Source organism: Helicobacter bilis ATCC 51630, assembly GCF_000686565.1.
Lineage (GTDB): Bacteria > Campylobacterota > Campylobacteria > Campylobacterales > Helicobacteraceae > Helicobacter_A > Helicobacter_A bilis.
Genome location: NZ_JMKW01000008.1, coordinates 20,214 through 32,812, shown reverse-complemented (window position 1 = coordinate 32,812; position 12,599 = coordinate 20,214). Strand labels below are relative to the sequence as shown.

Sequence of the window (12,599 nt, the reverse complement as noted above, 5' to 3'; positions counted from 1 at the left end):
ATATTATTGGCTTTGTAGGTCTTTTATAAAACTTTTTCTTTATATATCCCCTCTCCCATTATAGACTATTTCATAGACTAAAAATTATGAAAACTATAAAATCTAATACGCAATATGTTCGTATAGTTCTATTACACCTAAGTCATCTTGTATAAGTGTGCGTGTCATTCGTTGATTTTTCTTTTTTAAGCAACCGCTTAAGTCAAAAAAGAGTGTCTTATCATCTTTTTTCCAAAGTGTGTAAGTGCATTTTACATTATATGAGTTTATGAAAGTATAGTCGTGTTCTTTGTTATCCTGTGGTAAGCCTAGTTTTAAGATATTTGATAGGTGTGCTATGCGGTCTTTTTCTCTTGTTGCGTGATGGTGTTTTAAGTAGATGACTAGATTTTCTAAAAAGATTCTATGCATCATTTCAATATCTGCTTGTGGATAAAAGCACCTTGTAGCATAGCACATAATGCTACCATCACACACTCTTTTTTGCCAAGTCTCATCGCATTTTGCATCTTCTACATAATCGTTTTGATTAAATAGAATTCTTATGCGTTTTATGGTTGTCTCTAGCCAATTTTCTTGTGTTTTTGTGTTAGTCTTTTGACGAGATTCTGTATTTTTAGTAGATTCTATTTTTTTAGAATCTACCTTAGAATCTGCTATCATAAGACTAGCACACACCATAAAAGCCATAATATATCTACACACAAAACGCATAAATCCCCCCTTTAAACACTACAATGTATCTGTGCTAATAGTCCTTAGATAGCCATTCTCACTTAGCATAACATAGAGTTTGCCTAGCACCGCCTTTTTTGTCTCTATGTCTAAATCACTATCTTCTATATGCTGCTTTAAGATTCTCTCAATCTCTTTTGTATCATAATCTAGGTCATCTAGCACATCGACTATTGTTTGTGCTTCTAATAGATTTGCGATTTCATAGCCTTTATTTAACTCATCATCAAAGATAACGCTAAATTCTGTTGGGTGCGTAAAGAGATTATGCCGCATACCTAGCACTTCTTGATACGCTCCAACAAGAAAAAAGCCTAGAAAATACTCTTCTTTTGACACATCGACATCATGTAAGAAAAGGGGCATTTGCGGATTAAATGAAATCTCACCATCACTATCACAGGTAATATCCCAAAGGCTTGCGGCACGCGTTGGACGGCGATTTAGCCTATCAAGTGGCATAACGGGGAAATTCTGCTCCAATCCCCAGTAGTCTGGCAAACTTTGAAAAAAGCTACAATTAAGCAAATATCTCTCTTGCACACTTTTTTGTATCTTTAGAATCTCATTATGATTTTTATACTTTAAAAGCTTAATCACTTTTTTGATAATCAAATGCACTAGCACTTCCGTATTACTTCTATCCTTTAAGTCGATGTAGCCCAAGTCAAAAAGTGTGAGTAAAGATTCCATGTGATCAAGGCTATCATGCAAGTATTCAATCGCATTTTTCTCTGTGATAGAGTTATATAAGTCATTTAGCTCTTCTACAAGCGGGGGATTAGAATCTTCTTTTAATTTCAACGCACTCTCTTCATACTCTTGTGAGAAAAGCTCTAGCACAGGGGCTACTAAAACCGCATGTGAAGCGGATATAAAGCGACCAGATTCTATAAAAATATCTGGCTCTAACTCATTTTTATTCTTTGCTATCTCTTTTAAGCTAAAGACGACATCGCCGCTAAACTCTGTCAAAGTGTAGTTTTTGCAATTCATACTTTCATGCTGTGCGTATTCCACTGCTAAACCACCGCCAATATTTACTGCGGTAAGATTCTTTGCTCCCATTTTTCTAAGCTCTGCATAGATATTGCCCACTTCTCTAATCGCCTTTTTTAGGGGTGAAATATCGCTTATTTGACTGCCGATATGAAAATGTATCATGGTAAATTTATGCAGAAGTTTTGAATGCTCTAGCATTTTCATAGCTTCTAAAAGCTCTGTTGAAGTCAATCCAAACTTAGAGGTAATACCCCCGCTTTTTGCCCAAATGCCCGTGCCAACGCTATGCAGTCGTATCCTTAAGCCAATATTAGGATAAGGCTCTGCCATCTCACTTGCAATCTCAATGATAGTTTTTAGCTCATTTAGCCCCTCTATTGTAAGGGTAATATCATGCCCCATATTTGCCGCGATAAAACCTAGTGAAATCATCTCTTTATCTTTAAAGCCATTCACGGTTATTGGACTGCCCTTATTTGTATAAGCCATAGCTACGATAAGCTCTGATTTACTCCCTGCTTCTAAGCCATAGCATTTACCCTTGCTAAGCTCGACTAAAGGCAGGACAAAATTTGGCATTTGATTAACTTTTAGGGGGAATACAGCTTTGAAACAGCCTTGATACTGATACTCTTTAATGGCGGTATGAAAAGCATCATAAACCTTTGTGATCTGATTTTCTATTAAATGTGGGAATCTTAAAAGCAGTGGTCCTTTATAGCCTTTTTCTCTTGCTTCTTTTACAATATCAATGAGAGCGGGTTTTACTTTATAATTCACCTTTACCACACCATCATCGATAATGAAATCATCATTTGACCAAAATTTAATGCCATAATCAACCATAATGCCTCCAGATTCTAACACTTCGTTATTTGCTTTGCTATGGATAGCAAAAAGCTTTAAAACATGAAGCACAGATTCTAGCAAATTTTAATTAAAAATGAAAAAATACTTTCATAAATGACTTGGTTGTGATATTTTTGGGAAATACTGCTGGGGTAGCGCAATAAAAAAGATTTGTGACTACTTTTAATATTGGGTTTTTGCAATCCTTTGTTGCTTTGGTGGCTTCACTTTATGATATTATATAAAATTATGGGGTAAAACATGTTATGCAACCATCTAAAAATATACTTCAATTTTTACACCTATTTGGTTTTGACATTAAAGCTAAACTTTCGCAAATGCACTTAAAAGCCCGCAATCTCCGCAAATAAAACGACAAGGATTCTATCACTCCAATCTTTATTTGCTACAAACCCTTACACACATACACACTCATATCCACAAGCCTATGTGTATAACCCATCTCATTATCATACCACGCAAGGACTTTTGCACTTTTGCCAATGGCGATTGTCTTATCTGGCACGATTACCGCACTCGCCTTGCTGCCGATAAAATCACTTGATACACGCATTTCATCATCAACGATAATAAGCCCTTTAAATGCCCCTTCAAAACTCTCGCCACTTTGAGCTTTATAAAATGCTTCATTGATAGAATCTTTACTTGCTTCGCTCTTTAGATTCACACTTAAATCCACCAAGCTCACATCAGGCGTTGGCACACGCACGGCAATACCATTAAGCTTCCCTGCTAAATGGGGCAATACAAGCCCGATAGCCTTTGCTGCACCTGTGCTTGTAGGTATCATAGATAGGGCTGCTGCACGCGCTCGGCGTAAGTCTTTATGTTTCACATCAAGGAGATTTTGATCATTCGTGTAGCTATGGATAGTGCTCATAAGGGCGTTTTCAATGCCAAAAGTAGAATCTAGCACTTTCACAATGGGGGCAAGGCAGTTTGTAGTGCAGGACGCATTTGATATGACACTTTCATTATTATATTGCGTATGATTGACGCCATAGACAAAAGTTGGCGTATTATCCGCAGGAGCGGAGATTATCACGCGTTTTACATTGCCTTTAATATGTGCTTTTGCTTTATCAAGGGCGTTAAACTTGCCCGTGCATTCAAGCACCGCTACCGCTTCACCAAAGTCAAGATTCAGCGGATCTCTATCGCTTAAAATCTTTACATTCTTGCTTTTACCTATGCGAAGTGTATTCTCATCTAACTTCTCAACATCATAGAATCTATGCACAGAATCATATCGCAGCAAATGCACTAAAGTATCTATACTTGCCGTGGTATTCATACTCACAAGCTCTACATCATCGCGTTCCCCAATAATCCTAGCCGCACATAGCCCAATGCGTCCCGTGCCATTAATCGCAAGTTTGATTGCCATGATTTATATCCTTTTTTGCTTAAAATATAGGTGTTTAAAGGCTGCATTGTAGCAAAAACTTGCAATTTTTTATAATTTAACTCTAAAATAACTTGATTTTCATACAAAAATCAAATACAATGCTAGCTTATCTTTTTAGCCTTGTGTGCTGTTTAAAGATAAATATATTTTATATAGGAGTTTTCGTTATGAAAAAGAGCGATTTTGTAAAAACTATCAAAGAAATCGGTGGTTATGCAAAGAAAGAGGATGCGGAAAAGGCACTTGATTCTGTTGTAGATGCAATTACACATGTATTGAAGTCAAATGAGACAGTTGAGCTTGTAGGGTTTGGTAAGTTTGAAAATGCGGTGCAAAAAGGTAAAGAAGGTAAGGTTCCGGGCACTGATAAGACTTATAAAACAGCGGATAAAATGGTGCCAAAATTTAAGCCCGGTAAAGCCTTAAAAGACGAGGTTGCAAGTATCAAGGTAAAAAAATAGACTTACGAAAAATTATGCTTTATAATTTCTAAGATTGTTATCCCTCCTTCAAACAAAAGTCGGCAATTCTTACTTTTTGATTTAGCCGTGATTGGTATGGTTAAATTGCTTGTGCTACAATGTTGTTTTATAAAGTTATGCAACATTTTCAAGGAGTAATTATGCCAAAAACCACAAGTATCACTTTAATGCAAGAAGCAAAAAGCATACGAGATATTACTATCAAAGACCAAAGGGTGTTGATCCGCGTTGATTTCAATGTCCCTATGGATAAAGATTTCAATATCAGCGATGATACGCGTATGCGTGAAGCCTTGCCAACAATTAACTATTGTATTGACAATGAAGCACAAAGTATTGTTTTGGTGAGTCATCTTGGCAGACCAAAAGGGCGTAGCAGTGATTTTTCACTCAAGCATGTTGTAAAAAGGCTAGAGAGACTACTCAATAAAGATGTATTTCTTGCCGATACAATAGAATCTGCAAAAGCCGCACAAAATGAAAATAGATGTCAAATCATCTTGCTTGAAAATATTAGATTCTATGAAGGTGAAACAAAAAATGATGAAACACTCAGTAAAAATCTCGCAAGTCTTTGTGATGTTTATGTGAATGATGCCTTTGGGACGAGCCATAGGGCGCATGCTAGCACTTATGGTATTGCGAAGTTTGTGAATCATAAAGTTGCAGGTATATTGTTGAAAAAAGAGATTGATTCCTTTGCAAAGGTGATTAAGAATCCATTGCGACCGCTTTTATTGATTGTTGGTGGAAGCAAGGTAAGCTCAAAGCTTAGTCTTTTGCAAAGAGTGCTTGATGTCGTTGATAAAATCATTATCGGTGGAGCTATGAGTAATACTTTCTTAAAAGCGTTAGGCTATGATATGCAAAATAGCCTTGTAGAAGATGATTTAATAAAAGATGCGATAACGATTCTAGAAAGTGCAAAAGAGAAAAAGGTAAAGGTATATTTGCCTGTGGATCTGGTAAGCACAAATAGCATTGATAGTCCAAGTGAGATTAAAATCACACCATCACAAGACATACCACAGAATCTCATCGCAGTTGATATTGGTCCTGCAAGTGTTAAACTTTTTAGTGAAGTGGTTACAGATTCTCAAACTATTATTTGGAATGGTCCGCTTGGTGTGTATGAGATTCACCAGTTTTCTCGTGGGACTTTTAATCTCGCTCATGCAATTGCTAATACTTATGCGTTTAGCTTTATCGGCGGCGGTGATATCGCAGACGCGATAGACAAAGCGGGGCAAAGAGATAATATGAGTTTTATATCCACGGGTGGAGGTGCTAGCCTTGAGTTATTGGAGGGGAATATTCTGCCTGCATTTGAGGTTCTTGATAAGAGGTCATAGATTCTATAAAATCTACAAATAAGTCGCTATCATTTAGGCATTCGCATACAAGATATTCTTTTATGCCAAGTGATTTTGCAAGTTCGGCATATTGTATAGCAAGCTCATATTTTGTTTCAGAGTTATCAATGGTAAAACTTAGCGGATATATAATCATATTGTTTGGAGCAAGGGATTTAATCACAGAATCTGTATAAGGACCAATCCACTTCACAGGTCCCACTTTTGACTGATAGCATAGCTGTATATCTTTAAATACAATATCATTTTTCTCTAATTCAGCTTGCAGCAGGGCTTTACAATCTTGGCATTCTTGCTGATAGGGATCACCTTTTTTAATGCGACTTATAGGCACAGAGTGTGCGGATAGAATCAGCACAAAATCCTTTGCATTTCTTCCATTTAAAGTGTCCTTAATGCTTTGTGTAATTGCCTTTATAAACAAGGGGTGGGTTGCATAGCGATCGATTGTTCTTATGTGTGGAGTAAAGTTTAGCGTCTTAAGGGCAAGTGAGACATCGCTAAAAGATGAATAAGTTGTAGTTGAGCTATATTGCGGATACATGCTAAAAAGCGTAATGTTATGAATGTTTTTTTGCATGATTTCTTGTATAACAGCTAATGAATAGGGTGGCACATAACGCATAGCATAAGTGTAGAATGTGCTTGGATTCCTCTTTTGCAATTTCTGTGTAAGTTTAAAAGTGATTTCTGTTAATGGGCTACAACCACCTATCTTTTCATACATTTTCTTGCTTTTTTCAATGCGTGAATTTACTATAACATTGCCTAGCATAGAGCGAAAAAACTCACTTTTAACGCTAAGGATACATGGGTCAGCAAACATATTTTTGAGAAAAGTGGCGACTTCATCTAAACTATTTGGTCCGCCCATATTGAGTAACACTACGGCTTTGTTTTGGGTTTGCATATATTTCCTTGTAAGTTTTGGGTGTAAAGATTCTATATTAAAGTAGCATTTACGCGTATTATAACAAGAATTTTGCTTTATTTATACGCTATATAAGATTGATTATACAAAATTAGATTCTAAATTTATTCTTAAAACAATTTGAATCTTTTCTACTAACTTAAGATAACAAACAGGATTCTAACGCATAAAATCTAAGCCATTATAGAATCTATCTAAGATTGCTTAATCGCACTATCTAGCTTTTGTATAAACTGCTGGCTTACTTCTTCCATAGCATTCAAATGCGTAATGATATAATCAATATCTGTGCTATCTAACTCTTTGCCTATCTTTTGTAATGCGTCAGTTACATTTTGAGTAATGATATCCCGACTTCTATCGACTTCCTGACTGCTTACAAGGCTAAAAAGAACTTTTTGACATATTGGGTCTTCAAAAAGATGTGATATAGCATGTTTGCTGAAATCTTGTGCCGGTTTAAAAAGCTTAAAGCTCAAATACGCATTAGATTTATACAGAATATGCTCAATTTTTGCTACATTGATAATAAGGCTTTTTTGCAAGATATTAAATGCACTATGCAGGGCTACGCTTTCATTGCCAAGATTCTCAAACACATCGGTAAAAGAAGCGATTTTACTTTGCGTGTCATTGATGATACGATAGACTTCTTCACTTCCTGCTTGAATGGTTGTGATCTCTTGTTGCATAGTTTGGATAACAAGTGAAATCTCATCAGTTGCTTTATGTGTGTTTTCAGCAAGCCTTCTTACCTCATCGGCTACGACTGCAAAGCCTCTGCCATGCTCTCCTGCCCTTGCGGCTTCAATACTTGCGTTTAATGCTAAGAGATTTGTTTGTGCTGCGATATTGATAATAAGTTGGATAACATTGCCAATATCACTTGAACGCTGTGCGAAGTTATTAATCGCATCATTGCTTTGAGCGATAAGTGTTAGGAGATTTGCTATACTATCAGCTATTTCTGTGATATTCGCTTTATTTTCATCTGCGATTTGAGTAAGCGACTGGATATTATCACTTACGCCGTGCATTTTACTCATTTCATGTGTTAAATCTGTGCTAATACTATTTAAGTCGTGATTTTGATTATCTAGGCTCATATTCATAAGTGATCTTGCAAGTGAGTTTTGGATACTCTCTTTTGCATTTGTCTCAATACTATTTAAACAAAAATTAATACTATCTATGTTTTTTACAAATGTGCCTTTCAAGCCCTCACCTAAGGCTCTTCTATAAAACTCATGATTTTGCGAAGCACTCACAGAAGTATTTACCTCACGCAGAAAGGCTTCAAGATTATCGAGTAAAACATTGAAATTCCCACCAAGTGTAACAAGCCTAGAATCTCCATGCAAATGAATAACGCGACTTTCAAAATCACCATCTTTTGCATGCTCTGTTACTTCAATAATGCGATCTAAAAATTGTGCATGTCTAGTCTCAAAAAATAAGCCCACACCTTGTGCCACACATGCAAGAAGTGCTATGCTTCCAGCAATAATGCCACCATTTAAAAAGCTTAATAAACCCGCAATGAAAGAAAGCAATATGCCTATTACCAAAAAGATTCTAAGCGACATGTCCATTCCTTTGAAGATTTAACACGAGATTATTGTAGGTTAGATTTGCATTTTTTGCATATTCAAGGATAAAGTTATATGACTTATTGACACCCTGTGTTTTTTCAATTTGGAGGGTTTGTTTATATATCTTGTCAATGACTGCTATTGCCGCTTCATTTGCTTTTCTACGCACCGAATAGTAGCCTATGATTTGATTGTGTTGGTTGTAGTTTGGTGTAACATTTGCAAATACCCAATAGAAATTATTGTACTTTGTTTTGTTCTTAACAAATGCAAAGGCTTCTTGACCTTGTTTGATATGTTCCCATAAGATTTTAAAAACACACTTTGGCATGTCTTCATGACGCACAATATTGTGGGATTTAAATAAAACTTCTTCTTCATCATACTCTGCATAATCTAAAAATGGCTTGTTGCAATACAGCACATTACCTTTTAAATCCGTTTTTGAAGTAATTAATACATCTTTATCAAGTATAAGTTCTTGCATATAACTCCCTTGTAAGTAATTAAATTGAATAATCATAGAACATAAAAGCGACCTGGCATTATAACATGTTAGGCTTAATGTAATATTAACGCTAGAACATATACTCTTTGTAGCCTTAACATTGTCTAGTATATCCACAATAAAAATAAGTAAAATCATAGTTTAAGGTTTATAAGAATATGACTTTGTTTATATTTTAATCATTTTGCTTACACTTCCAGATAGCAAAAGATTCCAAGTTATTAATTTATTTTAGCTTTAACAACTATCGGATAATCGAGATGTGGCTATCTATAAGCGGTAATATTTACACATTACACAACCGCATTCTCATCAATCACAATGCCAACAGGGCAGTGATCACTCCCCATTATCTCGGGGTAAATATGTGCTTCCTTAAGATTCTTAGCAAGGCATCTTGAGAGTAAAAAGTAATCAATTCTCCAACCCGTGTTATTTTGCCTTGCTTTGCCCATATAGCTCCACCATGTATAAGCATGCTCTTTATCGGGGTAAAAATAGCGATAAGAATCAATAAAGCCGCTCTCTAAAAGCACACTCATTTTTTCTCGCTCTTCATCAGTGAATCCTGCATTTCTGCGATTTGTTTTTGGATTTTTTAAATCTATTTCTTTGTGTGCTACATTTAAATCACCACATACAATCACAGGCTTATACTGCTCTAATCCCTTTAAAAAAGCACGAAAATCATCTTCCCATTCTTGCCTATATGTAAGCCGCTCTAGCTCTCGTTTAGAATTTGGCGTATAAACATTTACAAGAAAAAAGGTCGCATATTCTGCAACGATAATACGCCCCTCTTTATCATGGTGTGCTATCCCCATATCATTACACACGCTTAAAGGCTCTGTTTTGCTAAGAATGATTGTGCCAGAATATCCCTTTTTTTCCGCTTCATTCCAAAACTGATAATATCCATCAAATACAAAATCACTTTGATTTCTGTGCATTTTAGATTCTTGGATACAAAATACATCAGCATCGATTGTGTTAAAAAAGTCCATAAATCCTTTCGTCATACATGCACGCAAACCATTTACATTCCAAGAGATCATTTTCATATTATTGTCCTTAAAGTATTACACATAGATTCAATAAGGGAAAATTATAACCACAGAAATACAACATTACTTAATGCAAATATAGAATCACATTTCTAGCTACAATGTGTAACAAAAAGTAATAAAAGTGTTATTGAAAGTAAAAGAGTTTCTTAAAGTATGTTTCTTTTTAACACATGAAAATCCATAGATATCGTGTAAGCAAAATGAAAATCCCAGGAATTTACAAAATATTTGTTACAATTAAGATATAACAAGATCTTTACACACAGCAGCATAAACTAACAACATAGTCTTTTAGAGTATTTATTATGCTTCATTTACATACAATAATGTTTAAAGAGAATGTTTGTGTTTCCATTTGAAACGATAACCCAAAACAAGGAGAATATAATGTTAGAAATCAGATGGCATAGTAGAGCTGGTCAGGGTGCTGTAACAGGTGCCAAAGGGTTAGCAGATGTAATCGCTGGCACAGGCAAAGAGGTGCAGGCTTTTGCGACTTATGGTTCTGCAAAACGCGGTGCTACAATGGCGGCATTTGATAGGTTTGATGATACCCCTATTCTTAATCATGAGAAATACATGGAGCCAGATTATGTATTAGTGATTGACCCCGGTCTTACTTTTATCGCAGATATTTTTGAGAATGAAAAGCCTACAACAAAATATATCATCACAACGCATTTAAGTAAAGAAGAGTTGCAAGAGAAAAAGCCGGAGTTAAAGGATCGAGAGTTTTACATAGTGGATTGCATTAAGATTTCTTTAGAGGCATTGGGTAAGCCTATCCCAAATGCTCCTATGCTTGGTGCTTTCATTAAAGAATCTGGTCTTTTACCTATCGAAGAGTTTAAAGAAGCGTTTAAAAAAGTGTTGGGAAAAAAAATGCCACAAAAAATTATTGATGCAAATATGGTGGCAATCCAGCGCGCGTATGATGAAGTGCATTAATAAAGTATGAAAGGATAGATTATGCAAAATGCAAATAAAGGTTGGAATGACTTATTACCCGGTGCAGTTGTATTTCCACTTGAAACAGAAGGTGAAAAAAGCCTTGACCTACATCAAGAGGAGAGAAAATATACAGATAATAGCTCTTACACACTAAGCGTAGCACATTGGCGGACAGAAAAGCCCGTGCATAATGTAGAGCATTGCATTAACTGCTATTTTTGCTGGGTGTATTGCCCCGATAGCTCTATTTTAGTAAGAGATGAGAAAATGACAGGCGTAGATTATAAGCATTGTAAAGGTTGTGGTGTATGTGCTGATGTGTGTCCTACAAATCCTAAATCTTTAATTATGTTTCAAGATTTTGTTACAAAAGAAGATGCGATTAGTCAATGGCCAGCAAAAGAGAAGAAAGAGAAAAAGGCATAAGGAGTTAAACAATGGCAAAAGTATATGATTTACAAGAAGTTGAGGTATGGGATGGCAATGTCGCCGCTAGTCATGCCCTGCGACAAGCACAAATTGATGTAATGGCAGCATATCCTATCACACCATCGACGCCGATTGTGCAAGATTATGGCACATTTGTTGGCAATGGCTATATTGATGGCGAGTTTGTGCTTGTAGAATCTGAACATGCAGCAATGAGTGGTTGCGTTGGTGCAGCAGCAGCAGGTGGTAGAGTGGCTACTGCTACAAGCTCACAAGGCTTGGCATTAATGGTTGAGGTATTATATCAAGCAAGTGGTATGAGACTGCCTATTGTATTAAATCTAGTTAATCGTGCATTAGCAGCACCGCTAAATATACATGGCGATCATTCAGATATGTATCTATGCCGTGATGCAGGGTGGATTCAGCTTTGCACTTGTAATCCACAAGAAGCTTATGACTTTAACCTTATGGCATTTAAAATCGCAGAAGACTATGATGTAAGAGTGCCTACAATAGTGAATCAAGATGGCTTCCTAAGCTCACATACCGCACAAAATGTGCGTCCTTTAAGCGATGAAGAAGCATATAAATTTATCGGTGATTATAAGGTAAAAAACGCATTGCTTGATTTTAGCAAACCTGTTACTTATGGTGTGCAAGCAGAAGAAGATTGGCATTATGAGCATAAGGCACAATTACATGCAGCAATCATGGATTCTATGCCTGTTATTGAACGCGTATTTAATGAGTTTAAAGAAAAGACAGGCAGAGCATACAAGCCTGTAATGAGCTATGATATGGACGATGCGGAAGTAGCAATCTTTGCTATCGGCACAACCGCAGAATCTGCAAGAGTTGCAGCAAAGGCTATGAGAGAGCAAGGCATAAAAGCTGGAGTTGTAACTATCCATGTATTACGCCCATTCCCTTATAAGCAAGTAGGCGAGGCATTGAAAAACGCAAAAGCAGTTGCTATCATGGATAAGTCTTCACCAGCTGGGGCTATGGGTGCTATGTTTAATGAAGTGAGTGCAGCTATCTATCAAGCCGCTACAAATAATCGTCCTATACTTTCTAACTATGTGTATGGCTTAGGTGAGAGAGACTTAACACAAAAAGATATTAGAAAGATTTATAGCGAACTTGCTGAGAATGTGAAGGCTGGAAAGCTTACGCATAACGCACAGCAGTGGATTTGTTTGCGTGGTAAAGAAATGGGTTTTAATTAAGATTCTTAACTTTGAAAAG

Annotated in this window: 12 protein-coding genes; 5 read left to right on the top strand and 7 right to left on the bottom strand. The window is 36.3% G+C overall.

The features are described from left to right. Nucleotides 1-102 precede the first annotated feature (102 nt). The 3 genes from T368_RS0102585 to gap form a co-directional block, all read right to left on the bottom strand. Nucleotides 103-714: a hypothetical protein gene (locus T368_RS0102585; RefSeq protein ID WP_004084313.1), complete on the bottom strand. Its 612-nt coding sequence runs from the start codon at nucleotides 712-714 to the stop codon at nucleotides 103-105. Nucleotides 715-732: 18 nt separating this feature from the next. Beyond that, the gene (speA, locus tag T368_RS0102580; RefSeq protein ID WP_004084312.1) at nucleotides 733-2,583 is read right to left on the bottom strand and encodes an arginine decarboxylase; all 1,851 of its coding nucleotides are present in this window, start codon (nucleotides 2,581-2,583) and stop codon (nucleotides 733-735) included. 409 nt (nucleotides 2,584-2,992) lie between these two features. After that, on the bottom strand, nucleotides 2,993-3,994 hold the full coding sequence (gene gap, locus T368_RS0102575) for a type I glyceraldehyde-3-phosphate dehydrogenase (protein WP_004084311.1): 1,002 nt from the start codon (nucleotides 3,992-3,994) through the stop codon (nucleotides 2,993-2,995). 188 nt (nucleotides 3,995-4,182) lie between these two features. Here gap and T368_RS0102570 point away from each other — a divergent pair, with 188 nt between their 5' ends. Together T368_RS0102570 and T368_RS0102565 are read left to right on the top strand one after the other, a co-directional pair. Further along, a complete protein-coding gene (locus tag T368_RS0102570; RefSeq protein ID WP_004084310.1) occupies nucleotides 4,183-4,476 on the top strand; it encodes an HU family DNA-binding protein in 294 nt (97 codons plus the stop codon). A gap of 161 nt (nucleotides 4,477-4,637) precedes the next feature. Beyond that, nucleotides 4,638-5,849, top strand: coding sequence for a phosphoglycerate kinase (locus T368_RS0102565; RefSeq protein ID WP_004084309.1), 1,212 nt, complete (start codon nucleotides 4,638-4,640; stop codon nucleotides 5,847-5,849). On the opposite strand, the gene hemH is transcribed toward T368_RS0102565, so the two are convergent. The 4 genes from hemH to T368_RS0102545 all read right to left on the bottom strand — a co-directional run bounded on the left by hemH (nucleotide 5,785) and on the right by T368_RS0102545 (nucleotide 9,962). Then, nucleotides 5,785-6,780: a ferrochelatase gene (hemH, locus tag T368_RS13045; RefSeq protein WP_004084308.1), complete on the bottom strand. Its 996-nt coding sequence runs from the start codon at nucleotides 6,778-6,780 to the stop codon at nucleotides 5,785-5,787. The two genes, T368_RS0102565 and hemH, sit on opposite strands and share 65 nt — an antisense overlap. A 215-nt stretch (nucleotides 6,781-6,995) precedes the next feature. Beyond that, the gene (locus T368_RS0102555) at nucleotides 6,996-8,387 is read right to left on the bottom strand and encodes a methyl-accepting chemotaxis protein (protein WP_004084307.1); all 1,392 of its coding nucleotides are present in this window, start codon (nucleotides 8,385-8,387) and stop codon (nucleotides 6,996-6,998) included. Continuing rightward, a complete protein-coding gene (locus T368_RS0102550; protein WP_027338274.1) occupies nucleotides 8,377-8,880 on the bottom strand; it encodes a PAS domain-containing protein in 504 nt (167 codons plus the stop codon). Before T368_RS0102550 ends, T368_RS0102555 begins: the two co-directional genes overlap by 11 nt. A gap of 314 nt (nucleotides 8,881-9,194) precedes the next feature. Beyond that, nucleotides 9,195-9,962: an exodeoxyribonuclease III gene (locus tag T368_RS0102545; RefSeq protein ID WP_004084305.1), complete on the bottom strand. Its 768-nt coding sequence runs from the start codon at nucleotides 9,960-9,962 to the stop codon at nucleotides 9,195-9,197. A gap of 393 nt (nucleotides 9,963-10,355) precedes the next feature. On the opposite strand from T368_RS0102545, the gene T368_RS0102540 reads away from it, so the two are divergent. Genes T368_RS0102540 through T368_RS0102530 form a run of 3 tightly spaced genes read left to right on the top strand, consistent with a single transcriptional unit; the run spans nucleotide 10,356 to nucleotide 12,580 of the window. Beyond that, on the top strand, nucleotides 10,356-10,916 hold the full coding sequence (locus T368_RS0102540; RefSeq protein WP_004084304.1) for a pyruvate flavodoxin oxidoreductase subunit gamma: 561 nt from the start codon (nucleotides 10,356-10,358) through the stop codon (nucleotides 10,914-10,916). A 21-nt stretch (nucleotides 10,917-10,937) separates the two neighbouring features. Continuing rightward, nucleotides 10,938-11,345: a 4Fe-4S dicluster-binding protein gene (locus tag T368_RS0102535; RefSeq protein WP_004084303.1), complete on the top strand. Its 408-nt coding sequence runs from the start codon at nucleotides 10,938-10,940 to the stop codon at nucleotides 11,343-11,345. Between the two features lie 11 nt (nucleotides 11,346-11,356). Further along, nucleotides 11,357-12,580 (top strand): 2-oxoacid:ferredoxin oxidoreductase subunit alpha, encoded by a 1,224-nt coding sequence (locus T368_RS0102530; RefSeq protein WP_004084302.1) that lies wholly within the window; start codon nucleotides 11,357-11,359, stop codon nucleotides 12,578-12,580. Nucleotides 12,581-12,599: the final 19 nt, after the last annotated feature.